This is a genomic window from Serratia sp. NFX21, assembly GCF_048517035.1.
GTDB classification, from domain to species: Bacteria; Pseudomonadota; Gammaproteobacteria; order Enterobacterales; family Enterobacteriaceae; genus Serratia; species Serratia quinivorans.
In genome coordinates, this window is record NZ_CP183196.1 from 3,519,603 (window position 1) to 3,544,028 (window position 24,426).

The window sequence follows — 24,426 nt, forward strand, 5'->3', positions numbered from 1 at the left end:
CCAGGCGCTGTCTGGCAAGCGTGGGCAGTAAAATGCCCACGCTAATAACTAAACCGGTTTGCGCCCCATCGCGCTGAGAAAGCGCTGCTGCAGCCGCAGCAACTCCCCCAGTTCCAATACCCGATAGTCGATGCCAAAGCGCGGTGCCACCTCGGCAATGATACGGCTTAATGCCGGGTAATGGCGGTGGCTCCAGTGCGGGAACAGGTGGTGGGTCAGGTGCAGATTTGCCCCGCCCAACCAATAGCCCAGCCAGCGCGGCCGCGGGAACCAGTCAAAGGTGGTGGCAAACACATGGTGGTACCAGCCGTGCGCTAACGGCCCCTGCGTCGGTGCCTGATAAAATTGCGCCTTGGCCCAGTGGGTGCCGATAATCAACATTACGAACAGCAGTGACGACAACATCTGGCTTAGCAGATAAACCAGCAGGATCTGCCCGACACCGATTGCCGGCGGCAGCAGATAACACGGGATCGCCAGCGCCAACAGCAAGTGCGCCGCTTTGCCCGCCAGAAAAATACTCCAACCACGTAGGCCCTGTTGCGCCATCCGCGCCCTGACCCGGGTTCGCCCTGCCCGGTCCAGCCAGTCAAACAGCCAGATGTAATACGGAAATGTCATCGCCGCCACCAGCGGCCAGTAAAAGCGCTGCGCGCGCATAAAGGGCCGCCAACGCTGGAACGGCGTCTGCCGCAGCACCCCATTGGCGTCGATATCGGGATCGTAATGTTCGACGTTGTTGTGGGCGTGGTGAAAAATAACGTGCCGCACCCGCCAGCAATCGGGATCTAACCCGAGCGGGATACTCACCAGGCAATTCAGCCAGCGGTTGGCCCAGGGTCGTCTGAAAAACGCGTTGTGCGACGCGTCGTGCACCACGTTGACCGTGAGGAACATGCCGATGAAGATAAAACCGAAGTAGCAGGCAAAAAATGCCCAGAGACTCTGCTGCTGCAGGCTCAAACCATAACAAAGCGCGCATAGCGCCAGCAGGAAAAGCACCTTCGCCAGCATGCCGCCATCGGCAAAACGATGGTCGCGATTGTCGGCCAGATAACCCTGCGCGGCCTGCATCAGCGCACGATGCAGCCCGCTATCATCCGGCTTGAAGGCCAACGGCCGTAACGGCTTCATGGCTGCCCCATCCGACGTAAGAAATGCTGTTGCTGCGCCAGCAGTTCGCGGTAACCAATGCAGCGGTATTCCATACCGTGTTGCGCCGCCAACTGCGCCACTATGGCGGCCAGCGCCGGATAATGACGATGATTCCAGCCGGGAAACAGATGATGGGTCAGATGATAATTCAGCCCGCCGGTCAAGTGTTGCAACCCACGCGGCGAAGTCTGCCAGTCACAGGCGGTCGCGAAATTATGGCGATACCAGCCATGTGGCATGCTTTCACCCTCCGGCACCGGGTAAAATTCGGCCTGCGCCCAATGGGTTCCCAACAATAGAAACACCACCAACAACGAGGCGCACATCTGGCTGAGCGCATAGGCCAGCAGCACCCACGGCCAGCCGATACCGTTCTGCTGGCACAGCACCAGGGGGATTGCCAGCACCAACAACAGATGGCCAATCTTGCACAGGATAAACACCGCCCAGCCGCTGCGGCCCGGTAAAATGTTCTTTTCATGCAACGGGGTTTTCCCCAGGCGATCCGACCAGTCAAATATCCAGGCGATATAGGGCAAGGAGAGTGCGGCAATCAACGGCCAGTACAGGTGCTGATAACGCATATGTTTGCGCCAGCGCTGGAACGGCGTCTGGCGGAAAAAACCATTCTCTTCGGTATCCAGATCGTAGTGTTCGACGTTGGCATAAAAGTGGTGATATTCCACATGCCGCACCCGCCAATAATCCGGGTCTACCCCCAGCGGCAGCGTCACCAGCCGCCCCGCCAGTCGGTTGGCCCAGGGGGCGCGTAGAAAAGCATTATGCGAGGCATCGTGGTTCACATTCACGTTGAGTAACATGCCCATCATCACGAACAAAAAATAGCAGGCCAAAAATGCCCAAACCTGCTGCTGCATCAGACTCAGCGCATAAAAGCCCACGCACAGCGCCAACAACAGCGCCGCCTTTGCCAGCCGCCAACCGTCGGCATAGCGATGGTCACCGGCCAGATAGGCATGAGCCGCCCTTTTAAGATCACGATGAAACGCCTGCTCACCGTCGGCGGGAAACTTCAGTGGTGCCAGTGTGTCAGCCATGGGGTTCCTCCACTGGCTTAAGAGCGCGCACGCGGCCCCAGCCCAGCGCCACGCAAACCCCGTGCAATGTGATCAAGGCCATCGCGAGATGCCAATAACGCTGCGACCATCCGAGGTAACCAATAAACAGCAGCGGAAGGCTCAGCGTAATCATCAACCAGGCGACAACCGCCCAGCGACGCCCTTCGGTCATGCCGCCCAGCGCCATCGAGCCCAACGCCAGCAACACCAGCAGCGCCATCTGCGACCAACTGATATCGCTGTAGCCATAGCCGTACTGGTAAACATAGCCAATCACCAGGGTAAACAGCAGCATCGCACCGCTGAACACGCTAAGCGCCGAGTAGCGGAATCGGCCGTTGCTCGCCCTGGGCCGCCAACGCAGGCGAAAGTAACGCAAGAATGGCAGATTGCTGGCCCAGAACGGATTGGCGGAAGGTTTATCGCCGCTAACGCCATACACAAACGGCGTTTCCGGCAGGCTCGGGCAAAAAGTGCCAAACAGCTTGTCCCAAAAAATAAAACTGCCGCCAAAGTTCTGGTTTGAATAGGCCATATCTTTAACGTGATGCACCCGATGGTGCGCCGGAGTGACCAGAATGTGTTCCAGCCAGCCGAGTTTGGGGGTCAGCGCATTATGGTTAAACAATTGAATGCTGTAGTGCAGGATAGAAACCGTGACAAACACCGACAGCGGCACGCCCAACAGCGCCAACAGCAGAAAAAACGGGATCGAGGTCAACGACGAATACCAGGAATTGCGCACCCCCAGCGACAGATTGAAATGCTCACCCTGATGATGCACCACATGTACCGCCCACAGCACGCGCAGGTGATGATGCAAGCGATGCAACCAGTAAAAGCCGAAGTCCCACGCCAGCAGGGCAAACAGCCACATCAGCACCGGTGGCCAACTACTCAGCAGATCCAGGCTGAAGTGCGCCGCCACATAGCCGTAACAGGTGATTTCCAGCCCGCGGAACAACCACAGCATGATATGGCCGGAGTTGAGATTGAACACCAGATCGTGCCAGTTGACCTGCTGGCGCTGTGCATACTGCAGCACCAGCGCCTCGCCAATCACCACAAACAGCATGAACAGGATCGGCATCGCCAGTTCGCTCATCCTATCTCTCCTTTGGTGGCATTACGCCGCCAGCTTTGTTTGCGCTGAACCAACCAGCCGGCCAAAAATGCCAGCAACGCCCCACTGACCAGATCGACCAGCAGATGGCGGCGCAGTTGCAAAATGGAAAAGGCAATCGCCAGCGCCCACAGTATCAACAGCGCGGTTCTCACTTTACGCTGCCGGCAGCTCAGTGCCCATACCGCCAGCACCGTCAGCGCCATATGGAGTGAGGGCAGGCAGTTTTGCAGCGAATCCACCTGGGTTAGCGCCGCCAGCAGTTTTGAACTTACGCCGACCCCGCTGTCCGGCGGGTAAGCCATAGTGGTCGGCCACAACAGGTAAACCGCCCCGGCCCCCAACGCCGTCAGCTGCATCGCGGCACGCAACCATCGAACCCGCGGGATCGGTGCCAACAAGTAGCCCAACGGAATAATGATAAAGAAAGACAGGTACAGCCAAATGGCCGTCGGACTAAAGGGGACCCAACGGTCAATCGCCGAAGGGGGAAGCAGCGTGCCCACTCCCTGCAGGCGATCGGTACTGCTATAAATCACCCCAACGAATCCCCAACCCAACAGCATTTGCCACAGCCGGTACGGTAGCGTTTTCATCATGCCGCCACCTGCCGGGTAATCCGTCTTCTCTTGCGGTCAAACTGCGGCATCACCGCCTGCACGCTCAGTTGCCATTCCAGCCCAGCGCTGTCGATGCCATGGCGTTCAAACAAGGCAGACAGCTGCAGCCGGCAGTGCGCCAGTTCTGCTTCGCTACAGTCGGCAATCAGTTGCAACTGCCGCTCGCCGCTCTGGATTAGCCGGTAATCGCTGGTCAGCGGCAGCGCATTGGCGATCGCCCGGCTGCATAAATCGGCAAACACCAGTTGAGGCTGGCCAAGGGCATCCGGCAACATCAGTTGATCGTCCCGTCGCCCTTCAATACGGGCAATCGCCATCGACGCCTGTCCACAGGGGCATGGCTCCGTCTGCCTGACCAGCACGTCATCCAGCCGATAGCGCACTATCGGTTGGGTGCTGCGGGTGAAGTCGGTGATTAACGGCGTAAAGCGCTGATCATCAATCCATTGGGGTTCTATATGCAAAAACTCTTCGTTCAGGTGCAGAGTCCCATGCGCGCAAGTGGCCGCCAGGAAGCCTTCGGTGGCCTGATAGACCTCACCCACCGCCGGGAACACCTGCGCCAACAGCCGTCGGTCTTGCTCTTCCAACACTTCGGCGACCGAAATCACCTTTTTGACCTCGAGCCGAATCTGGTTGGCCAGCACCGCCAGCGCCAGCGCACGCAGTACCTGAGCCGGCGCGACAATAATGGTGGGCGCCTGTTGCTCCAGCCGTGCCAACTGCGCGGTAAAGGGGGCGAAAAGATCGTAAAACTCCAGGCTCAGCCAGCGGTTGTTGACGCTGTGATACAGGTTATTGTCCGCCCGCAGAAACAGCGCCACGCGCTCGCCGGCAAACAGGCCGTCCGGCAGCATTTTCGCCAGCATGCCACCGGCCCAAAGGCTTTGTTCATCCGGGCTGACGACAAAAATACCGCGCTGTCCGGAAGTCCCCGACGACAGGCCCACGCTGTATTTACCGATTTTCGGGCTGAAATCTCGCTGCTGCTCGCTGCGCCGCGCGCAGGCCAGCAGTTGATCGCGCTGCAGCCCGGCGGTGTTCATTTGATCAAACTGCGCCATCATCAGCGCCTTGTCCATCAGCGGCCAGGTGGCAATATCTTGCCGGTTGAAACGCCTGAAATAAGGACTCTTCGCCAGCACCCGGCGCGCAAAACTCTTTAACCGTTTGGCCTGGTATGCCTCCAGCGCCTGGCGGTCGGCAAAAGTTAAGCGTCGGGTGCGAAAGTAATGCCACAGCGTCATCAGTGGGATCATAAATCCCCCTCATGACAGAGTAAAATATTCGCGTTGCCGCTCGCCCATAGCTGATTCAGTCGCTCCAGCGTGCGGTAGTAAGCCTTGGCGTCGTCCATCACCAGATTGGCCAAGCGTGAAGGCCCGCGCAATTGCTGATAGTTCAGCGGTGACCAGGCCGCGTCGCTGGCCAGCAGCGTCCAGCCACCGTCGGTGAGAATAAACGCGCCAATATGACCGGCCGCATGCCCCGGCAGATCGACCAGCAGGATCTGCCCTTCACTGCCCGGCAGCGCATAGCCGCGATCAAAGGGTGCCAGCAGCGCAGGCAGGCTGACCTGTTGGAAACCCTCGATAAACTGCAGGCCACTCTCAAAATCATCAGGGATCAAACCGGGGATAAAGGCGCGTTTTAATGCCGCGAAGCCCCGTAAGGTACGAGTTTGCCGCCAGCCTTCGCCAGAGCAGATAAAATCGAGATGTTTGAAATCACGCAGCCCGGCAATATGGTCGGCGTGAAAGTGCGAAATAATCAGCGCCTGAATATCATTAGCGGCGTAACCGGCAGACAGCAACTGCTGGCTCAGTGACTCACGGGGGTCGAAATACACCGGCGTCATTTGGCGGTAAATGCGGAAAATGCCGGACTGCGTCTGCTGCTGGAAATAGTGCGCATAGCCGGTATCCCACAGCCAACGACGGTTCCCTACTTCAAGCAAATAAGCGCGGGCCGGGAACTTGCACACCCGGAATCCCGCACCGCGCAGCGCCATACAGCCGATATGGGTACAGTACCCCACCTCAAAAACAGTGACCTTAGCCATGGGGCTGCTCTCCTTGCCGTTTAAGCCACTCGCCGGTGATGCGGATCCCCTCTTCCATCGAATAGCGTGGCCGATAGCCCAACTGTTCCACGGCAAGGGTTTGGCTCAGCGTCATATCGAAATGCACCGCCGCCACGCTATAGCGCGTCAGCATGGGTTCTTTGCCGGTAAAACGGGCCAGTAACTCCAGCCCGCCCGCCAGAGCATACAGCAAGGAATAAGGCACCGCCTGCAACCGGTAGCGCAGCCCCAATTGCTGACGCAGCAGCGAATCCAGCATCTCCGCCAGCCGCTGCGGCTGGTGATTAGTGATGTTGTAGGCCGCGCCGGATGGCAACCCGTGCTGGCGGCTGGCCAGATCCATCGCATGCACCACGTTAAGTACAAAGGTCAGATCCAATACCGCTTTGCCACCGCCAGGCAACCGTAGCACCCCGCGATCGCGATCCAACTGTTGCAGCACCCGCGGTACAATCACCCGGTCGTGTGGGCCGAACAGCCCTCTGGGCCGTAGAATAATATAGGTCGTTTGCGGGTAACGCGGTACCAGTGCCTGCAACCGCTGCTCGGCGGCATATTTGCTGGCGGCGTAATGGTTGGCGAAACGCCTGGCGCGATAGCCTTCGTCAATATTCTGGTGCGGCCGAAAATCGAAATAGATTGCCGGCGTGGAGATGTGAACAAAACGCCGGACGCCACAGTCCCCTGCCGCCTGCGCCAGTTTTTCGGTCGCGGCCTCGTTAGCCTGATAGAATTCGCTTTTGCTGCCCCAGGGCGAGGATTTGGCCGCGCAGTGCCAGACCCAATCGCAGCCGGTCATTAGTTGACGGCACTGTTCTGCCGTGGCCTGCGCCAAATCAAGCGGACTGAACTCGGCACCCAACTCACGCAGCTCCTGCCCGGCGCGGCTATCGCGCCCGGTGGCATGGACCTGATGGCCCGCTTCCAACAGCCACTGCGCCGCATTACGCCCCAGTCCGCTGGTGGCTCCGGTGACCAACACCCTCATGGCAGCAGCACCATGCCGGCCAGCGACAGCCCGGCGGCGGTGCCAATCAGCATCACCGGCTTACCTGGGTTAAATCGCCCGCCGGTAACCGCAGCGTGTAACGCCGTGGGGATAGATGCCGCCACCTGATTGCCGTGATAGCGATAAATATCCACCAGTACTTCAGGGGGAACATGCAGCCGCTTGCGCATATGTTCGAGCGACAGGTGACTTGCCTGATGCGGCACCACCGTAGCGATCTGCGCCAGTGTCAGTCCACTGGCTGCCAGCAAACGAGCAAGATAATCTTCGATCAGTGCCGACGCCTGGCGGAACAGCTGTTTGCCCTGCATATGGAACAGGAAATCGCTGTTAGTCATGCCGGCGCGCGGGTTGCGCCGCGTCCCCCCGGCACGTATCTCGCACAGCTCGCTACCTTCAGGATAGGTCTCCACCAGGCTGGCCAATATACCGCTGCTGCCGTCGCCGCGCTCGACGATGGCGCAGGCCGCGCCGTCGCCAAAAATCAGCGAGGACTCTTCATGCTCCCAGTCAATACCGCGAGAAGCCAAATCGGCTGAGACAATAGCAATGCGCCGGTAGGTACCGGCATTCAGCAGCCCGGCGGCCACCTGCAGGGCGGAGATAAAACTGACACAGCTGCTGTTGATATCGAAACCGGCAGTGCCCGGTGCCAGTCCGGCCACCTTAAGAATATGCGCCGCCGTGCATGGCAGGGCCTGTACTGAAATCGCCGACGCGGAAATCAGCAGATCTATCGACTGCGCGTCGATCCCGTAACGGTTTAAGGCATCCTGCAATGCGGCGACGGCCAGTTCAGCCTGGCTGGCATCATCGCTGGCGTGAAAACGGTAGCTGATACCGGAACGTTTCTCGACGTAGCCTGTCGGCTTGCACAGCAGGCTATCGAGCGCGGAGGAGTCGACTCGGTTGGGTGGCAGTGCTGCCCCCGTGGCGATGACTTTCAACGGCAGCAACGTGGGTGAACAAGTTTGTGTTGTCATTATTATTGTTAACTAACCTGCATATCCATAAAGCGATCTCCCGGCGCTATCCTGTGACAGCACCGAGCCATCCCCGGTTTTAAATCCCAAAGTGCCCGCAAAACTGGGCTATTGATTGTTGTTATGCACTGCAAACAGCCGGCGGCCGCCGACAATTAATTGTAACAATACTGAGATAGCAAGTTTACGGCAAGGAAGCAAAAATGCGCAAATCGGCAGGCATTATCTGGCGGTACGATGGGGGAAATAAAAGGAGATCACCAATGTGACCAACGGCAGTGCGCCAATCTTCAACAGTTCAAACACCTGCCTGATGGATTCATTTTGATCCCAATACGCGTGGGCAACAAAAACGCCCACGCTGATAACGAAGATGCCGCACAATACCTGACGCGCTAGCCGCAATCGCTCCATTTCGTCAAACACCAATGCCGGATCCAAATACAGTGTTTCCACATCCACCTTCACACTCTGATTTTGGATGCTCATGGGAAAACCCCCACCACCTGACCTACCGCCTCCAACACCTCACCGTTCTCGCGCACAATACCAAGAGAGGAACCGTCTTGTTTCACCCACTGCTTGTCAGCAATGCTGATTAGCGCAAAAGCCAAGCGGATCACATCCGTTTTTTTCATTCCATGCCGCTGTGCAATATCGTTCAGATTATCATCAATTTCGTTTGATAACCGAATTGGCAAACTACGCATACCCCACCTCCTGTGGCTGTCAGTTAGTGGAGAAAAGCTTACTTCACCAGCGATCATTGTTCAATTAGTGAACTGCGTAACGCTTCGCAAATTCAGCAACTTGCGCGAAATAAACGTCTCATCGAACTGGCAAATATGAAAAGTCAGCCTATTGCTGCCAGATATTAAAGAAGATCGGATTTTACAGCCCACAGACTTTCGAACTTTTGCACCCAACCTGCACTATACTGCCCCTTGCATCGTCAATGATTGACGGACGACGCCAATGGCCGGCCTGTTGCCGGCCTTTGTTTTTTTCGAGGAGAAGCAATGCAAAAATCTCACAACCACCGCAAGCACCTGACCCGTACCGAGGTCACCCGCCTGCTGCAACAGGCCGCCGCCGGACGAGCGCCCGAGCGAGACAGCTGCCTGATCTGGATGGGTTTCATTCACGGCTGCCGCGTTAGTGAGCTTAACGGCCTGCGCATGGCGGACCTGGATATGGAAAGCGGTTGCGTCTATATGAACCGCCTTAAAAACGGGCTATCCACCATCCATCCGCTGGAAACCACCGAGAAAAATCTACTGACCCGCTGGCTGGAAAAACGCCGGTCCTGTCGCAATCTGGAGGATGAAGAGTGGCTGTTTCTGTCGCAGAAAGGCTACCGGCTGTCGCGCCAGCGCATTTATCGCATGTTGCAGGCTTACGGTAAGCAGGCCGGACTTGATGTGGACGCCCATCCGCACATGTTGCGCCATGCCTGTGGCTATGCGCTGGCGGATAATGGCGCCGATACCCGGGTGATCCAGGACTATCTGGGACACCGTAATATTCAGCATACGGTGCTGTACACCGCGGCCAATGCCGGACGATTTAAACACCTGTGGAAGGAGGAAAAAGAGGAGGAAAATGTAACAATTTGAGTCAAACTGACAACTAAACTAGGAATATCCTGAAAAAAAGTCAATGTTTGTTTTGTGGTTTTTTTATCCTTACCTATAACTCTATTAATATCAACAAAATAAATTCATCCCTCACTAACGTCTTCACATGACCATTCCGATCAATTCCAGGTTTTTCGACACGGTCAGCCGATTTCTTTTATCTCCCTGAATCATTACTGAATAATTAAGCAGCATCACTCACCAATTTAAACACCATCCATGGTGTTATATCCCATACATCACTCCAAACCAATCAACCAGTAGAACTATCTGCCTAATGTGACAGTTTGACTCAAAATGTTGCGTTTGCATCGCTATGGCAACACGAGCGTCAGCTAAAAAAAGGACAACTCAATCAATGAGTTAAATGGACATTGTGCAAGAATGCACTCCTCAAGGAATCCTATCTATGAAAAAAACACTTCTGGTCACTTCATTGGCTACGATCGCATTATTTTCGACCGCTTCGGCATTTGCTGCTGACGGTAACATCAACTTCACGGGTGATATCAAAGATGCAACCTGTGAGGTCGATTTGGCTGCGGGAGCAACGGCGATCAGTGTCCCTATGGGAACGCTGAATAAAACGGCCTTCTCAGGGGCCGGCTCTACCGGTACCTCCAGCAAATTCACCATCAATCTGAAAAATTGCCCGGCGGCCTATACCAAAGCCAACGTCGAATTTGACGGCACTGCGGCAGACAACGACAAAAAAGTACTGGCTCTGACCGCGGGCACCACTGCCGCACCTGCTGCTACCGGGGTTGGGATCCAAATCAGCGATAAAAGCGACACCGTTTTGGCATTAAAAACTCCTTCTGCCAGCTATGACTTGAAGACCGGTGCGACAGACGTTAACAAACTGGACTTTACCGCACGCTATATTGCCACGTCAGCGACAGTGACTTCCGGCGTAGCTAACTCCAGCGCTACTTTCAACGTCAAGTACAACTAAACGCGAATGCGGCCTCTTTGAGGCTGTTTGACTTTGCAGGGACTGCCCGCCGGGTCGTCCCTTTTCAGGGAGAAACTGGGCATGAAAGCATGGCAGGTCGCGCTGTACCTTGGGTTGATATTGAGCAGCAGTCTGGTACAGGCTGGTGTGGTAATTGGGGCAACCCGAGTGGTGTACGACGGTGGATTGCGGGAATCCTCATTAAGCGTCAGTAACCCGGATAAAGTCCCTTACCTGATCCAGTCCTGGGTTGATCCACAAACCGCTGGCAGCGAGAAAGCCCCGTTTATCCTGACCCCCCCGCTGTTTCGCTTAGAAGGTGGGGACAAGAACGTACTGCGAATAGTGCGCCTGGGCGGTAATTTGCCAAAAGACCGTGAAGCGCTGTACTGGTTGAATGTGAAAGCCATCCCTTCGTCTGAGAATAAAGACAATACCCTCCAAATAGCGGTGAACACCCGCATCAAACTGATATATCGCCCAGAACAGTTGAAGGACAAATCGCCGGAGGCGGTTGCCGGGCAATTGAGCTGGTCACGGCAAGGCGGAAAATTGCGGGTCAACAACCCTACGCCGTATTACATGAACTTTCAGAGTGTGAAGATCGAGGGGCAAGAGGTGCGGGATGCAACCTATGTAGCGCCATTCAGCAGTGCGGATTTTGCTTTGCAAGAAGTGAAAGCAGGCAATGCGGTGAGTTGGATCGTTATCAACGATTTTGGCGGTAGCGGTGCCACCCAGCAAGGCAGATTAGCAGGGTGATGTTGGCTCTTCACAGTGAGGTGAAAAGGCAAACAAGGGAGTGTGGCAATGAGCACGGAAACAGACCGACGATATCGCCAAGTGCCTCTGGCGGGGCTAATAGTCTTGCAACTGGTGTTACAGCCGACAGCACATAGTCGTGATTATTTTAACCCGGCATTGCTGACTATTGGGACACCCCAACAGGATGGCGTGGACTTATCGGCATTTGAGAACGCCGGTGGGCAAATACCCGGCGTTTATCGGGTCGATATTTTTCTTAATCAGCAAATGGTGGCGACACGCTCGGTGACTTTTCATGCCGACCCCAAGGGGGATGGGCTACAACCCTGCCTGAGCATGGCGGAACTGGGCGATTACGGCGTTCAGGTGAGTCGTTTTCCAACTCTGGGGGCCGCAGACAGCACCTGTGTCGATCTGACGGCAATACCGCAGGCTTCATCACGTTTGCAGTTTAACCAGCAGCGGTTGCTGCTGAGCATTCCACAGGCGGCGATTAAACAGCAGCCGCGCGGTTATGTTTCCCCGGCACAATGGGACGAAGGCGTTCCAGCGCTATTACTTAACTATAGCCTGAGCGGGGCCAACACCTATGCCAGAAATGAGAATGGGAGCAATGGCAACAATCAGTATGCCAACCTGCGCCCAGGAGCGAACCTCGGGCCATGGCGGTTGCGTAACTACACCACCTGGGGTCGCGACAGTGACGGACAAGACAAGTGGAATACGGTTTATACCTACGCCCAGCGTAACCTGATTGGGTTACAGAGCCAGATGACATTGGGTGACAGCAACGCGCCCAGTGAGGTGTTTGACGCAGTGCCCTTCCGTGGCGGACAACTGGCTTCGGATGACGACATGCTACCGGATAGCCTGCGAGGTTATGCGCCGATAGTCCGCGGCATTGCCCGAACCAATGCCCAGGTGGTGGTGCGCCAAAACGGCTATGAGATTTACCGTACCTATGTAGCGCCGGGGGCATTTGTTATTGACGATATGTACCCCACCGGCGGCAGCGGCGACCTGCATGTCACCATCAAAGAAGCCGATGGCAGCGAACAACAGCTAGTGGTGCCCTTCGCCTCCCTGCCCGTGTTGCAACGTGAAGGACGGCTCAAATACAGCCTGACGGCGGGCCAATACCGCAGTTATGACCACAGCGTGGATAAAAGCGCCCTGATGCAGGGAACGGCCATTTATGGTCTGCCGTGGAACAGTACCTTGTATGGTGGCGTGCAGATGGCACAGCGCTACCAGTCTGCCGCACTGGGGTTGGGCAACAACCTTGGTGACTGGGGGGCATTCTCGGTGGATGTGACCCAGTCGCGGGGCCAGCAAAAAGGGCTGGACAGACAGACCGGGCAGTCGTGGCGTATGCGTTACAGCAAAAATATGGTGCAGACCGGCACCAACTTCGCCATTGCCGGTTATCGCTATTCGACGGCGGGGTTTTATGCCCTGTCGGAGGTGTTGGACACCTGGCGTAGCGGAGAGATGGCCTACTGGGCGTATGAGCGGCGACGCAACCGGGCGGAACTGAGCATGAGCCAGCAGTTATGGCAGGACGGCGGTTCGCTCTCGCTCAGTGCGATACGCGAAGATTACTGGAACAGCGATCGCAGCATGGCCTCGTTGGGACTGGGCTACAGCAACAGTTGGCAAGGGATCAGCTACGGGGTGAACTGGAGTTATAACCGTAATAGTTTCGGGCCGCAGCGCAGTAACGACCAGCAAATCGTCTTCAACCTCAACATGCCGCTAAACCTGTGGGACAACAACAGCAGTTGGGTGAACTACAACCTGAACAATACCAAGGGCGGTGCGACCAGCCAGTCTCTGGGACTGAGCGGGATGGCGCTACGGGATAACAGCCTGAGCTGGGCGGCGCAGCAGAATTATGGCAGCCGAGGGCAAGGTTACGGCGGCAACCTTAATCTGGACTATAAGGGGACTTACGGCGAGCTTAGCTCGGGCTACGGTTATGACCGCAACAGCCAGCGGCTGAATTATGGTCTGCAAGGCAGCGTGGTGGCGCATGCCAGTGGCGTGACCCTGGGGCAACCCCTGGGCGAGACGGCAGCGCTGGTGGCCATGCCCGGCGCAGCCGGTGTGAGCGTCAATAACCAGACCGGTGTGCGCACTGACTGGCGTGGTTATGCGTTGGTGCCGTACCTGACCCCCTATCGCAGTACCGACGTCACGCTGGCGACAGAAACCTTATCGGCAGATACCGACGTGGCGCAAACCAGCCACCGTGTGGTACCCACGCGCGGAGCGCTGGTGAGGGCGACGTTCAGCGCCAAAGTGGGTGCGAGGGTGCTGATGACACTAACGCAAGGCAATGGCAAGCCGGTGCCCTTTGGCGCCACGGTGAGCGAAGCCGATCAAAACGCGGCACAAGGCAGCATCGTCGGTGATGCCGGACAGGTCTACCTGAGTGGCCTCGCTGAGCAAGGGAAACTGAGGGTGCTATGGGGGAACGGCAATGCCGGTCAGTGCTGGGTGGAATACCAATTGCCCAAGGCTGCCGGGCAGGAAGAAATACTGCAAATGGACGGAGTATGTCAATGACAAGGAAAATCGCAGTCATGAAAAAATCACGGCCGGATGAGGTCGACAAATCTTGTACGCGGCGCGGTCACTATATTTTAACGCTATGTGTAATGGGTGGACTGCTCTGTCTATCGGCTCCTGCAATGTCCGCTTCGTGCCAGCTTGCGTCTAAAATAACCAGCAAAATACAAGATATTAACCTTGGGGATATAAAACTGTCGTCCAGTACACCGACGGGCACTGTACTGGCTACCTATCAACTGGCAGGACCAGAAAGTCAGTTATTGCTATATAACTCGGGTAGCGGTGGGTTCCAACGATTGTGCCTGGGGGTGTTGCAATACTCTATTAAACATGCGCTTTCAGCGGCAAATGGTTGGGTTGTCACAAATAATATTTCCAGTACTTCGGTGCCGGGGCTGGGGGTGCGGGTTTCGATTTATGATTCAAAGTATATCGGTGATGAGTGGAAGGCCCCCGTGGGGGGCTTACTTCTCAACATCCCGACTTACACCTGGAAGCTTGAACTGATAAAAATCGGGCCATTTAACAAAGGCAACCTGCCGACGGGAACCACGCTGGCAATATTTACCTTGATAGATATCAGAACGCCGTCCACCGGGGGAGGTACCTGGGAATTGGGCAGGCTACGTGTCGGTACCCCTGCGTCATTTTCTCAAACCACCTGCACCCTGACCGATACCGCTATTGATGTCCCTTTGGGCAGTATATCTGCGACAAAACTCACCGCTAGTGGCACCACCTTTGGTGAACAGAGTTTCAAAGTGGGGATAACCTGTGAGCCAGGGCTTAAAGTCAGCGTTTCCCTGAGTGGAACCCAAAGCACCGAAACCACAGATACCAGCGTCCTGGCGCTGACCGGTGCCGGGCAAAGTGGCGTGGTTAGCGGGCTGGGGGTACAGATATTGTCTGATGGGACATTGCTCAAGCGGGGTACCAACCTACTGGTTAAAACGGTGGCTGGCGGTAAAGAATCCCTGCAGTTCAGTGCTCGTTACTACCAAACCAAAAAGGACGTCACCGTTGGCAAAGCCAATACTGCCGCCACGCTGAATTTCACCTATCAGTAACTCAATATGTCATTTATGGAAAACACAACAGGAGAAGGAATATGCTGAGGATTATGCGCCACCCGGCGTTATGGATATTGTGCAGTGGTTTAGGCGCCAACGGTTTGGCTCAGGCCGACGCAGTCACGGTCAATATCACCAGCAATGTGATCGCCGCCCCTTGTGTCATTGATGGTGCCGGCTCTCTGGATATTAAACTGGATGATATCGTGGTCAGCAAATTGCAAAAGTCCGGCGATACTGGCCCTTTCAAAAGTTTCGATTTAAAGCTGAAGGACTGCCCAGCTGCGACCACCAAGGTCACGGCCAGCTACACTGGCACGGCATCCCCTTTATCCGCAAACAGCTTTATAAATACGGGTACGGCAAGTCAACTGGTTCTGTACCTTCAAGATAGCGCCAGTAAAGAAATCGCTCCTAATACCACCCGCCAGGTAGACGTGAACAGCACTTCCAAAACAGCGGTATTTAGTCAAAAGGTGCAGATTTATGCGAAAGGTTTGGCCACTGCCGGCACGGTAATTGGCAATATCGTGGTGTCTTTTACCTATCAATAACTCATAGGCAAAACCAATACTGCCGCCACGCTGAATATCACCTATCAGTAACTCAATATGTCATTTATGGAAAACACAACAGGAGAAGGAATATGCTGAGGATTATGCGCCACCCGGCGTTATGGATATTGTGCAGTGGTTTAGGCGCCAACGGTTTGGCTCAGGCCGACGCGGTAACGCTCAATATCACCGGTAATGTAATTGCCGCCCCTTGTGTCATTGATGGTGCCAGCTCTCTGGATATTAAACTGGACGATATCGTGGTCAGCAAATTGCAAAAAGCCGGCGATACCAGCCCGTTTAAAAGCTTTGAGTTAAAGCTGAAGGACTGTCCGGCTGCGACCACCAAGGTCACGGCCAGCTACACTGGCACAGTATCCCCTCACTATAGCGACAGTTTTATCAATACCGGCACCGCAGGGCAGTTGGCGCTGTATGTTCAGGATGATGCAAGCAAGACAATTACCCCCAACACCACCCGCCAGGTAGACGTGAACAGCACTTCCAAAACAGCGGTGTTTAGCCAGAAGGTGCAGATTTATTCGAAAGGCTCTGCCACCGCCGGCACGGTAATTGGCAATATCGTGGTGTCCTTTACCTATCAATAACTCATTGCGACGACAAGGAATCTGTCATGCACATGGTAGCTTTAAAGACTGCTCGGGCGCTACTGACGCTAATGCTTTGCAGTGGTGCTGTCTGGGCCGACGATGCCAGTGTCAATATTACCGGACGCGTGCTGTCGGCAGCTTGTGAGCCGACGGTTGACCCGCTGGCAGTGGACTTGGGCACCCTGTCGCGCAGCATATTAAGCAGCAAGGGCGTGACAGGTTCCCATACAGACTTCACATTGCGCCTAAAGAGCTGCCCGGCAGAGGTCAGCCAGGTACAGGTTCAGTTTGATGGCGTCGCCGCAACCGGAGATAACAGTGCATTAGCCCTGACCGGCAGCAGCGTGGCTAAAGGGGTCGGTGTGCAACTGCTGGACGGTGCAAAAAAAGTGTTGGCACCGGGGACGCGCTCACCGTTGATGTCAATCATCGGGGGTAATAGTACCGTGAATGCTCTGACCTTCAGCGCACGCTACATCGCCACCAGCGACACGGTGACCGCTGGCAGTGCCAATGCCAGCGCCACCTTTACCATTTGGTACAACAATTGAAGCTCACGCCGGTTCATCCCTTTGCGGCATCGCGTTGCGCGCACGCTGGTCCGCAGCCCCTCCAGCACGACGGTGAGCCTGCTCGCCAGGCTCTGCTGCCTGCCTATCTGACTGCACGGTTGACCCCCACGGAACGCCATATTGTACAGGCGCTGCTCAGCGGCCAGGACTTGACGGCGATTGCCTGGAAGCTGCAGCGCGATATCCGCACCATCAGCAGCCACAAGCAACGGGCGATGGGCAAGCTCGGCCTGACCAGCAATGCCATGCTGCATGCGCTGGGGGCGTTGCTCAATCCGCCGTTATCTGTGGATATTACCGCCCGCCGTCAGTTACTGGCGCCGCGCGAGCAACAGGTGCTAAATGCCCTGCTCAATGGCCATAGCGTGTCGGACATCGCACACCAGCAGGCACGCAGCGTTAAAACGGTCAGTTTCCAGAAGCGCCACTTAATGCAGAAGTTGGGGTTGCACAGCGAGGTGGAGTTATTTGCTCTGGCACCGCAGCAAGCGAGAGCCTTGCTGGCAAACTGGCCAGCGTCGACGGAACTGGGGCTGAGGGAAGAAAAAGTTTGTATCACGAACAGCCCCCATCTGACGGATCGCGTTTCGCCAGATGGAGGGTAATAGAGGGGGAAATGTCTTTAGCGGCGATTACGCACCAGTTGGTAACGGCGGGTCAGGTATTCCACCGGTACGCTCCAGATATGCACCAGGCGACAGAACGGGAACAGCACGAACAGCGTCATGCCCAGCACCATATGCAGTTTAAAAATCGGCGCAACGCCCACCAGATGCTGTGACGCCCCGGCGTGGAAGGTCACCACCGCCTGTGCCCAGGCCACCAGCTTCATCATCTCGCTGCCGTCCATATGCTGGGCGGAGAACGGAATGGTCAGCAGCCCCAGGCACACCTGCACCACCAACAGCGTCAGGATCATGATATCGGCAAAACTGCTGGTCGCCCGCACCCGCGGGTTGGTCAACCGGCGTTTCAGCAGCAGCGCCCCGCCAATCAACGTCATTACACCGCAGGCACCACCGGCGATCATCGCCAGTTTCTGCTTCACGTCGATCGGCAGGAAGGATTCATACATCCAGTGCGGCGTCAGCATACCGAGGAAGTGCCCGGCGAAGATGCCCAAAATGCCGATGTGGAACAGGTTGGAGGCCAGACGCATTCCTTTTTTATCCAGCATCTGGCTGGATCCAGCGCGCCAGCTGTATTGGCCGTAATCGTAACGCAGCCAACTGCCGATCAGGAAAATCGCCCCCGCCAGATAGGGGTAAATATCGAAGAAGAACTGATTTAAAAATTGCATGATTAGCGTCCTTTGGTTCCGGTTAGCGCATCCGTCAGGTCCAGGTATTGCGGGGCTACCGCACCGGCAAAGCGCCGTTGGTGCGCCGCCTGCTGTGCCGAAGCACAACCTTCCTCACCTAGAAACTTAACCTGCTCCTCTTCCCATACCGCATCCAGCGCCTGCGGCGTGTCATCGCGGGTTTCTTTTGCTACCTGAGACGTCAGCGCCTGTGCCTGAACGTCACTGCCAGATAGCACCAGCAGCAGATCAAACAGCACCGCATACGGGCTTTCCCGCTGTAGTAACCGGGCGCCCAACAGCGCCAGGATCGGTGCGATGTCCTGCAACCCCTCCGCGGCCTGCTCCTTGCTGCGGCTGGCAAGATACTCCAGATACAGCGGCAGGAAGTCCGGCAGCTCGCGGCTGTCGATCTCCAGCCCGGCTTCGCGGTATTGCGCCATCAGATCGACCATGGCCTGACCACGATCGCGCGACTCGCCATGTACATGCTCAAACAACAGCAACGAGGTGGCGCGGCCCCGATCGAACAGCTCGCAGTATTCAGCCTGCACATCCAGCAACGGACGGGCGCAGAAACGGCGAATAAACAGGATCAACTTCGCGCTGTGGTGCAAATCCAGTTCGCTGGCCGGTTCCAGCGCCTCCACCAGCGCCTGTTGATGGTCAAACAGCGCCTGCTCCGGGTAGTCCAGCAGGCGAGCAATCACTTTCAGGCTGATCATGAGGCATCCTCCTGGCGCGGCGTTTTTTTCGTTACATCAATAGCGTCAATGCGTCGGCTGTTGAACAGGTTGAATTTACCGTCGCTACCGTGGCAGCCGTCACCAAAACTAAAGCCGCAGCCTTTGCTTTCCGGGAAGGCCTCACGCGCCAGTTCACGATGGCTGGATGGGATCACGAAGCGGTCTTCGTAGTTGGCGATCGCCAGATAGCGGTACATCTCCTGCGCCTGCGCTTCGCTCAGCCCCACCTGTTCCAGTGCGCTGGTGTCCAGCACGCCGTCAACGGTTTCCGCACGTTTGTAGTGGCGCATCGCCAGCATGCGTTTGAGCGCCAACAGCACCGGAGCGGTATCGCCGGCGGTCAGCAGGTTGGCCAGGTATTGCACCGGGATACGCAGGCTTTCCACGTCCGGCAGTACGCCGCTGTGCGCCAGCTCACCGGCATCGGCTGCGGATTGAATCGGTGACAATGGCGGTACGTACCACACCATCGGCAGCGTGCGGTATTCCGGATGCAGTGGCAGCGCCAGCTTCCAGTCCATCGCCATTTTGTATACCGGCGACTGCTGGGCAGATTCGATCACCCCTTGTGGAATGCCGTCGGCCAACGCCTGGGCAATTACCGCCGGATCGTGCGGGTCGAGGAAGATATCCAACTGGCTCTGGTACAGATCCTTGTCGTTTTCGACCGCTGCCGCCTGTTCGATGCGGTCGGCGTCATACAGCAGCACGCCCAGATAACGGATACGACCCACGCAGGTTTCCGAACACACCGTCGGCTGGCCGGACTCGATACGCGGATAGCAGAAGATGCACTTCTCGGACTTGCCGCTTTTCCAGTTGAAATAGATCTTTTTGTACGGGCAGCCGGTCAGGCACATGCGCCAGCCGCGGCATTTATCCTGATCGATCAGCACAATGCCGTCTTCGCCACGCTTGTAGATAGCGCCACTCGGGCAGGTCGCGACACAGGCCGGGTTAAGGCAGTGTTCGCACAGGCGCGGCAGGTACATCATGAAGGTGTTTTCGAACTGGCCGTACATCTCCTTTTGCATATTGTCGAAGTTTTTATCCTTCGAACGCTTGGAGAATTCACCACCGAGGATCTCTTCCCAGTTCGGGCCATTTTCAATCTTCTTCATGCGCTGGCCGGTGATCAACGAGCGCGGCCGGGCGATCGGTTGATGCTTGCCCTGCGGCGCGGTATGCAGGTTCTGGTAGTCGTAATCGAACGGCTCGTAATAGTCGTCCAGCGCCGGAACGTCCGGGTTGGCGAATATCTTCGACAACAGGCCGACGCGGCCGCCCATGCGTGGTTCCAGCTTGCCGTTGATTTTACGGATCCAACCGCCCTTCCACTTTTCCTGATCTTCCCAGGCGTGCGGATAACCGACGCCGGGTTTGCTTTCCACGTTATTGAACCAGGCGTATTCCATGCCCTCGCGGCTGGTCCAGACGTTTTTACAGGTCACCGAACAGGTGTGGCAACCGATGCATTTGTCCAGGTTCAGCACCATGCCAACTTGCGAACGAATTTTCATTTTGCTTTCTCCTGCTGGCTACCCTGCGAGTCGTCGTTGCCTTCACCATCTAACCAGTCGATGCGGTTCATCTTGCGTACCACCACAAACTCATCGCGGTTGGAGCCGACGGTGCCGTAATAGTTGAAGCCGTAGGCCAACTGCGCATAACCCCCGATCATATGGGTCGGTTTCGGGCAGACGCGGGTCACCGAGTTATGAATACCACCGCGCTGACTGGTGATTTCCGAACCGGGAATATTCACGATGCGTTCCTGCGCGTGGTACATCATGGTCATGCCGGCCGGGACGCGCTGGCTGACCACCGCCCGCGCAGTGAGCGCACCGTTGGCGTTAAAGGCTTCGATCCAGTCGTTATCCTCAATCCCCAGATCTTTGGCATCTTCCTCACTCATCCAGACGATCGGCCCACCGCGCGACAGGGTCAGCATCAGCAGGTTGTCGCTGTAGGTGGAGTGAATGCCCCATTTCTGGTGCGGCGTTAGGAAGTTCAGCGCCTTCTCCTTGTTGCCGTTCGGCTTCTGGTTCAGCAACGGCTGCGCGGCACGGGTGTCGATCGGCGGGCGATACACCAGCAGGCTTTCGCCAAAGGCACGCATCCACTCATGGTCCTGATACAGCTGCTGACGGCCGCTGATGGTGCGCCATGGGATCAGCTCATGCACGTTGGTATAGCAGGCGTTGTAAGACACATGTTCGTCTTCCAAACCTGACCAGGTCGGGCTGGAAATGATTTTGCGCGGTTGGGCCTGAATATCGCGGAAGCGGATTTTTTCATCTTCTTTGTTCAGTGCCAGATGGCGGTGATCGCGGCCGGTCATCTTGCCCAACGCGTCCCACGCCTTGACCGCGACCTGTCCGTTGGTTTCCGGTGCCAGCGCCAGGATCACCTCGGCGGCATCGATGGCGGTTTCAATCTTCGGCCGACCGGCCGCCGGGCCATCGGCCTTCACGTAGTTGAGTTTTTTCAGGAAGTCGACTTCGGTCTGGGTATTCCAGCTAATCCCTTTGCCGCCGTTGCCCAGCTTATCCAGCAAGGGGCCCAGCGAAGTGAAACGCTCGTAGGTGGCCGGGTAATCACGCTCTACCACCATGATATGCGGCGCGGTAATACCCGGGATCAGATCGCATTCGCCCTTTTTCCAGTCTTTGACGCCATAAGGCTGCGCCAGCTCGGCGGCCGAGTCATGCTGAATAGGCAGCGTCACCACGTCGGTTTCCTGGCCCAAATGCCCGACACACACTTCGGAGAAGGCTTTGGCGATGCCCTTATAAATCTCCCAGTCGCTTTTCGAATCCCAGGCCGGATCGACCGCTGCCGACAGCGGGTGAATAAACGGATGCATATCCGAGGTATTCATGTCGTCTTTTTCGTACCAGGTAGCGGTCGGCAACACGATATCGGAGTAGAGACAGGTGCTGGACATGCGGAAATCAAGCGTCACCACCAGATCCAGCTTGCCTTCACCGCCGTTATCCAGCCATTCCACTTCCTCGGGCTTGGCGCCGCCTTGCTGGCCCAGATCCTTGCCCTGAATGCCGTTTTCGGTGCCCAGTAAATACTTGAGCATGTACTCGTGGCCCTTGCCGGATGAGCCCAGCAGGTTGGAACGCCAAACAAACAGGTTCCGCGGGAAGTTCTGCGGGTTGTCCGGCTGTTCGGCGGCAAAGTTCAGGCTGCCTTTTTTCAACCCTTCGACGGTATAGTCCAGCGGCGATTGACCGGCGGCTTTCGCCTGCGCTGCCAGATGCAACGGGTTGGTGCCCAACTGGGGTGCCGACGGTAGCCAGCCCATGCGCTCGGCGCGCACGTTTAGGTCGATCAGGCTACCGCCAAAGCGGGTCTTGTCCGCCAACGGCGACAGCAGCTCTTCGGTGCCGACGGTTTCATAGCGCCACTGGCTGGAATGGTTATAGAAGAACGAGGTGCTGTTCATATGGCGCGGCGGACGTTGCCAGTCGAGGCCAAACGCCAGCGGCAGCCAACCGGTCTGCGGTCGCAGTTTTTCCTGGCCGACGTAGTGCGCCCAGCCGCCGCCGCTCTGGCCAACGCAGCCGCAGAAGATCAGCATATTGATCAGGCCGCGGTAGGTCATGTCCATGTGGTACCAGTGGTTAACCCCGGCACCGACGATAATCATCGAACGGCCATGGGTTTTCTCGGCGTTGTCGGCAAACTCACGGGCAATGCGGATAATATTGTGACGTGAGACGCCGGTGATCTGCTCGGCCCAGGCCGGAGTGTAGGCTTTGACGTCGTCATAGTCGGTGGCGCAGTTGGCGTCGTTCAGACCACGATCGAGGCCGTAGTTGGCCAGGGTCAAATCGTAAACGCTGGTCACCAGGGCTTCGCTGCCGTCCGCCAGACGCAGGCGTTTGACCGGCAGTTTGTGCAGCAGGATCTCGTCCAGCGCCACGCTGTTGAAATGTTCACTTTCGGTACTGCCAAAGTAAGGGAACCCGACGTCGGCCACTTCGTCATGTGCGCCCAGCAGGCTGAGTTGCAACTCGACTTCCTGCCCGTCTTCACCGGCGCGCTGTTCCAGGTTCCATTTGCCCTGCTCGCCCCAGCGGAAGCCAATCGACCCCTGTGGTGCCACCAGCTCACCGTTGCGCTGATCTATGGCGACGGTTTTCCACTCTGGGTTGTTTTCCTGCCCCAGGCCATCCACCAGATCGGCGGCTCGCAGCAGGCGACCGGCGGCGTAATAGCCTGCTTCGCGCGGCTCGAGCATCACCAGCATCGGCATATCGGTGTAGCGACGCACGTAGTCACGGAAGTAGCCCACCTCACGATCCAGGTGGAACTCTTTGAGCATCACGTGGCCCATTGCCAGCGCCATGGCGCTGTCGGTGCCCTGCTTCGGATTGAGCCACTGGTCGCACAGTTTGGCGACTTCGGCATAGTCCGGCGTCACCGCCACGGTTTTGGTGCCTTTGTAGCGCACTTCGGTGAAGAAGTGGGCGTCCGGGGTACGCGTCTGCGGCACGTTAGAGCCCCAGGCGATGATGTAGGAGGAGTTGTACCAGTCGGCCGACTCCGGCACGTCGGTCTGCTCGCCCCAGGTCATTGGCGAGGCCGGGGGTAAATCGCAGTACCAGTCGTAGAAGCTCAGGCAGGTGCCGCCAATCAGTGACAGATAGCGGGCGCCGGCGGCGTAGGACACCATCGACATCGCCGGGATCGGTGAGAAGCCGATAATGCGATCCGGGCCGAAGGTTTTGGCGGTGTAGACGTTGGAAGCGGCGATCAGTTCGTTCACTTCCTGCCAGCTGGAGCGGACAAAACCACCGCGTCCGCGCGCGACTTTGTAGCTTTTGGATTTTTCGGCATCGCTGACGATCGAGCCCCAGGCATCGACCGGGTCACTGTGCAGCGCCTTGGCCTCACGCCACAGTTTGATCAGGCGTTTGCGCATCAATGGGTATTTCAGTCGGTTGGCGCTGTACAGATACCAGGAGTAGCTGGCGCCACGTGGGCAACCGCGAGGTTCATGGTTGGGCAAGTCCGGGCGGGTACGCGGGTAATCGGTTTGCTGGGTTTCCCAAGTCACCAGGCCGTTTTTTACATATATTTTCCAGCTACAGGAGCCGGTGCAGTTAACCCCATGGGTGGATCGCACAATCTTGTCGTGCTGCCAGCGGCTGCGATAGCCGTCTTCCCAGTCGCGGTTGGTGTTTAGCGTCTGGCCATGTTCGCCAGAAAAGGGTTCCGCCAACTGCTTAAAATAGCGGAATCGGTCTAGAAACTTGCTCATCCGGAATTCTCCTGAAGGCTTTCATTGTTATATGAAGTGACATTGCTCAATCTGCCGCCAGCCTACTAATGCGGTTGCAGCGGCAAATTGATTGCGATCAAGAGAACGGAGGGAGAATAACGGCGGCAACGGCGTGCCTACCCCTAAAGTATCAGGGCAGGCAGTGGCGCTAATTAATTGAAAATAGAATAAAAATCATGATTTAGATATTAGGCGGGATGTACTGCGAAGTGAGTTGGGGTATTTGGGGGTAGGATGCGGGCGGGCGTCTGAGATACCCGGGCCTAGCGCACCGAGGGGCCATTATGGGAC

Annotated in this window: 23 protein-coding genes; 9 read left to right on the forward strand and 14 right to left on the reverse strand. The window is 56.7% G+C overall.

The genetic code is table 11. The annotated features are described in order from the left end of the window. Positions 1-48: 48 nt before the first annotated feature. The 10 genes from ACNT1W_RS16600 to ACNT1W_RS16645 form a co-directional block, all read right to left on the reverse strand. On the reverse strand, positions 49-1,134 hold the full coding sequence (locus ACNT1W_RS16600) for a fatty acid desaturase family protein (protein ID WP_419245861.1): 1,086 nt from the start codon (positions 1,132-1,134) through the stop codon (positions 49-51). Next, complete coding sequence (locus ACNT1W_RS16605) at positions 1,131-2,213, reverse strand: fatty acid desaturase family protein (RefSeq protein WP_419245862.1); 1,083 nt, start codon at positions 2,211-2,213, stop codon at positions 1,131-1,133. Before ACNT1W_RS16605 ends, ACNT1W_RS16600 begins: the two co-directional genes overlap by 4 nt. After that, complete coding sequence (locus ACNT1W_RS16610; RefSeq protein WP_419245863.1) at positions 2,206-3,339, reverse strand: sterol desaturase family protein; 1,134 nt, start codon at positions 3,337-3,339, stop codon at positions 2,206-2,208. The genes ACNT1W_RS16605 and ACNT1W_RS16610 overlap by 8 nt, the downstream gene beginning before the upstream one ends. Continuing rightward, entirely contained in the window at positions 3,336-3,953 is a 618-nt protein-coding gene (locus ACNT1W_RS16615) for a phosphatase PAP2 family protein (RefSeq protein ID WP_261413867.1), read from the reverse strand. Before ACNT1W_RS16615 ends, ACNT1W_RS16610 begins: the two co-directional genes overlap by 4 nt. Further along, the gene (locus ACNT1W_RS16620; protein WP_419245864.1) at positions 3,953-5,236 is read right to left on the reverse strand and encodes a F390 synthetase-related protein; all 1,284 of its coding nucleotides are present in this window, start codon (positions 5,234-5,236) and stop codon (positions 3,953-3,955) included. The genes ACNT1W_RS16615 and ACNT1W_RS16620 overlap by 1 nt, the downstream gene beginning before the upstream one ends. Beyond that, positions 5,233-6,039: an MBL fold metallo-hydrolase gene (locus tag ACNT1W_RS16625; protein WP_419245865.1), complete on the reverse strand. Its 807-nt coding sequence runs from the start codon at positions 6,037-6,039 to the stop codon at positions 5,233-5,235. The genes ACNT1W_RS16620 and ACNT1W_RS16625 overlap by 4 nt, the downstream gene beginning before the upstream one ends. After that, complete coding sequence (locus ACNT1W_RS16630; RefSeq protein ID WP_419245866.1) at positions 6,032-7,048, reverse strand: NAD-dependent epimerase/dehydratase family protein; 1,017 nt, start codon at positions 7,046-7,048, stop codon at positions 6,032-6,034. Before ACNT1W_RS16630 ends, ACNT1W_RS16625 begins: the two co-directional genes overlap by 8 nt. Continuing rightward, a complete protein-coding gene (locus tag ACNT1W_RS16635; protein ID WP_419245867.1) occupies positions 7,045-8,052 on the reverse strand; it encodes a 3-oxoacyl-[acyl-carrier-protein] synthase III C-terminal domain-containing protein in 1,008 nt (335 codons plus the stop codon). Before ACNT1W_RS16635 ends, ACNT1W_RS16630 begins: the two co-directional genes overlap by 4 nt. Before the next feature lie 222 nt (positions 8,053-8,274). Beyond that, a complete protein-coding gene (locus ACNT1W_RS16640) occupies positions 8,275-8,541 on the reverse strand; it encodes a hypothetical protein (RefSeq protein WP_419245868.1) in 267 nt (88 codons plus the stop codon). Continuing rightward, entirely contained in the window at positions 8,538-8,762 is a 225-nt protein-coding gene (locus ACNT1W_RS16645; protein WP_135316955.1) for a hypothetical protein, read from the reverse strand. The genes ACNT1W_RS16640 and ACNT1W_RS16645 overlap by 4 nt, the downstream gene beginning before the upstream one ends. Positions 8,763-9,071: 309 nt before the next feature. Between ACNT1W_RS16645 and ACNT1W_RS16650 the strand changes: the two genes are divergently transcribed. The 9 genes from ACNT1W_RS16650 (at position 9,072) to ACNT1W_RS16690 (ending at position 17,395) form a co-directional block, all read left to right on the forward strand. After that, positions 9,072-9,668 (forward strand): tyrosine-type DNA invertase, encoded by a 597-nt coding sequence (locus ACNT1W_RS16650; RefSeq protein ID WP_012145594.1) that lies wholly within the window; start codon positions 9,072-9,074, stop codon positions 9,666-9,668. Positions 9,669-10,098: 430 nt separating this feature from the next. Further along, the gene (locus tag ACNT1W_RS16655) at positions 10,099-10,644 is read left to right on the forward strand and encodes a fimbrial protein (RefSeq protein WP_115184436.1); all 546 of its coding nucleotides are present in this window, start codon (positions 10,099-10,101) and stop codon (positions 10,642-10,644) included. Positions 10,645-10,725: 81 nt separating this feature from the next. Then, on the forward strand, positions 10,726-11,406 hold the full coding sequence (locus ACNT1W_RS16660; protein ID WP_375190356.1) for a molecular chaperone: 681 nt from the start codon (positions 10,726-10,728) through the stop codon (positions 11,404-11,406). Between the two features lie 48 nt (positions 11,407-11,454). After that, on the forward strand, positions 11,455-13,977 hold the full coding sequence (locus tag ACNT1W_RS16665) for a fimbria/pilus outer membrane usher protein (RefSeq protein ID WP_419245869.1): 2,523 nt from the start codon (positions 11,455-11,457) through the stop codon (positions 13,975-13,977). 17 nt (positions 13,978-13,994) lie between these two features. Next, positions 13,995-15,050, forward strand: a complete 1,056-nt coding sequence (locus tag ACNT1W_RS16670; RefSeq protein ID WP_419245870.1) for a fimbrial protein — start codon at positions 13,995-13,997, stop codon at positions 15,048-15,050. Positions 15,051-15,091: 41 nt separating this feature from the next. Next, complete coding sequence (locus ACNT1W_RS16675; RefSeq protein ID WP_012145599.1) at positions 15,092-15,607, forward strand: fimbrial protein; 516 nt, start codon at positions 15,092-15,094, stop codon at positions 15,605-15,607. 92 nt (positions 15,608-15,699) lie between these two features. Next, entirely contained in the window at positions 15,700-16,215 is a 516-nt protein-coding gene (locus ACNT1W_RS16680; protein WP_012145600.1) for a fimbrial protein, read from the forward strand. Between the two features lie 26 nt (positions 16,216-16,241). Beyond that, on the forward strand, positions 16,242-16,769 hold the full coding sequence (locus tag ACNT1W_RS16685) for a fimbrial protein (RefSeq protein WP_261098137.1): 528 nt from the start codon (positions 16,242-16,244) through the stop codon (positions 16,767-16,769). Further along, a complete protein-coding gene (locus ACNT1W_RS16690) occupies positions 16,766-17,395 on the forward strand; it encodes a LuxR C-terminal-related transcriptional regulator (protein WP_419245871.1) in 630 nt (209 codons plus the stop codon). The genes ACNT1W_RS16685 and ACNT1W_RS16690 overlap by 4 nt, the downstream gene beginning before the upstream one ends. Positions 17,396-17,412: 17 nt before the next feature. Here ACNT1W_RS16690 and narI read toward each other — a convergent pair whose 3' ends face one another. Genes narI through ACNT1W_RS16710 form a run of 4 tightly spaced genes read right to left on the reverse strand, consistent with a single transcriptional unit; the run spans position 17,413 to position 24,114 of the window. Further along, positions 17,413-18,090, reverse strand: coding sequence for a respiratory nitrate reductase subunit gamma (narI, locus tag ACNT1W_RS16695; protein ID WP_112364447.1), 678 nt, complete (start codon positions 18,088-18,090; stop codon positions 17,413-17,415). Positions 18,091-18,092: 2 nt separating this feature from the next. Then, entirely contained in the window at positions 18,093-18,815 is a 723-nt protein-coding gene (narJ, locus tag ACNT1W_RS16700; RefSeq protein ID WP_112364446.1) for a nitrate reductase molybdenum cofactor assembly chaperone, read from the reverse strand. Next, positions 18,812-20,356: a nitrate reductase subunit beta gene (gene narH / locus ACNT1W_RS16705; RefSeq protein ID WP_085117243.1), complete on the reverse strand. Its 1,545-nt coding sequence runs from the start codon at positions 20,354-20,356 to the stop codon at positions 18,812-18,814. The genes narJ and narH overlap by 4 nt, the downstream gene beginning before the upstream one ends. Beyond that, the gene (locus ACNT1W_RS16710) at positions 20,353-24,114 is read right to left on the reverse strand and encodes a nitrate reductase subunit alpha (RefSeq protein WP_261137037.1); all 3,762 of its coding nucleotides are present in this window, start codon (positions 24,112-24,114) and stop codon (positions 20,353-20,355) included. Before ACNT1W_RS16710 ends, narH begins: the two co-directional genes overlap by 4 nt. Positions 24,115-24,426: the final 312 nt, after the last annotated feature.

Bases quoted from the DNA above. Each gene is read 5' to 3' on its own strand.
- ACNT1W_RS16625 (WP_419245865.1), bottom strand. From the start codon at position 6,039: ATGGCTAAGGTCACTGTTTTTGAGGTGGGGTACTGTACCCATATCGGC.
- ACNT1W_RS16650 (WP_012145594.1), top strand. From the start codon at position 9,072: ATGCAAAAATCTCACAACCACCGCAAGCACCTGACCCGTACCGAGGTC.
- ACNT1W_RS16640 (WP_419245868.1), bottom strand. From the start codon at position 8,541: ATGAGCATCCAAAATCAGAGTGTGAAGGTGGATGTGGAAACACTGTAT.
- ACNT1W_RS16610 (WP_419245863.1), bottom strand. From the start codon at position 3,339: ATGAGCGAACTGGCGATGCCGATCCTGTTCATGCTGTTTGTGGTGATT.
- ACNT1W_RS16620 (WP_419245864.1), bottom strand. From the start codon at position 5,236: ATGATCCCACTGATGACGCTGTGGCATTACTTTCGCACCCGACGCTTA.
- ACNT1W_RS16615 (WP_261413867.1), bottom strand. From the start codon at position 3,953: ATGAAAACGCTACCGTACCGGCTGTGGCAAATGCTGTTGGGTTGGGGA.
- ACNT1W_RS16670 (WP_419245870.1), top strand. From the start codon at position 13,995: ATGAAAAAATCACGGCCGGATGAGGTCGACAAATCTTGTACGCGGCGC.
- ACNT1W_RS16660 (WP_375190356.1), top strand. From the start codon at position 10,726: ATGAAAGCATGGCAGGTCGCGCTGTACCTTGGGTTGATATTGAGCAGC.
- ACNT1W_RS16635 (WP_419245867.1), bottom strand. From the start codon at position 8,052: ATGACAACACAAACTTGTTCACCCACGTTGCTGCCGTTGAAAGTCATC.
- ACNT1W_RS16665 (WP_419245869.1), top strand. From the start codon at position 11,455: ATGAGCACGGAAACAGACCGACGATATCGCCAAGTGCCTCTGGCGGGG.
- ACNT1W_RS16675 (WP_012145599.1), top strand. From the start codon at position 15,092: ATGCTGAGGATTATGCGCCACCCGGCGTTATGGATATTGTGCAGTGGT.
- ACNT1W_RS16630 (WP_419245866.1), bottom strand. From the start codon at position 7,048: ATGAGGGTGTTGGTCACCGGAGCCACCAGCGGACTGGGGCGTAATGCG.
- narJ (WP_112364446.1), bottom strand. From the start codon at position 18,815: ATGATCAGCCTGAAAGTGATTGCTCGCCTGCTGGACTACCCGGAGCAG.
- narH (WP_085117243.1), bottom strand. From the start codon at position 20,356: ATGAAAATTCGTTCGCAAGTTGGCATGGTGCTGAACCTGGACAAATGC.
- ACNT1W_RS16655 (WP_115184436.1), top strand. From the start codon at position 10,099: ATGAAAAAAACACTTCTGGTCACTTCATTGGCTACGATCGCATTATTT.
- ACNT1W_RS16600 (WP_419245861.1), bottom strand. From the start codon at position 1,134: ATGAAGCCGTTACGGCCGTTGGCCTTCAAGCCGGATGATAGCGGGCTG.
- ACNT1W_RS16685 (WP_261098137.1), top strand. From the start codon at position 16,242: ATGCACATGGTAGCTTTAAAGACTGCTCGGGCGCTACTGACGCTAATG.
- ACNT1W_RS16645 (WP_135316955.1), bottom strand. From the start codon at position 8,762: ATGCGTAGTTTGCCAATTCGGTTATCAAACGAAATTGATGATAATCTG.
- ACNT1W_RS16605 (WP_419245862.1), bottom strand. From the start codon at position 2,213: ATGGCTGACACACTGGCACCACTGAAGTTTCCCGCCGACGGTGAGCAG.
- narI (WP_112364447.1), bottom strand. From the start codon at position 18,090: ATGCAATTTTTAAATCAGTTCTTCTTCGATATTTACCCCTATCTGGCG.
- ACNT1W_RS16680 (WP_012145600.1), top strand. From the start codon at position 15,700: ATGCTGAGGATTATGCGCCACCCGGCGTTATGGATATTGTGCAGTGGT.
- ACNT1W_RS16710 (WP_261137037.1), bottom strand. From the start codon at position 24,114: ATGAGCAAGTTTCTAGACCGATTCCGCTATTTTAAGCAGTTGGCGGAA.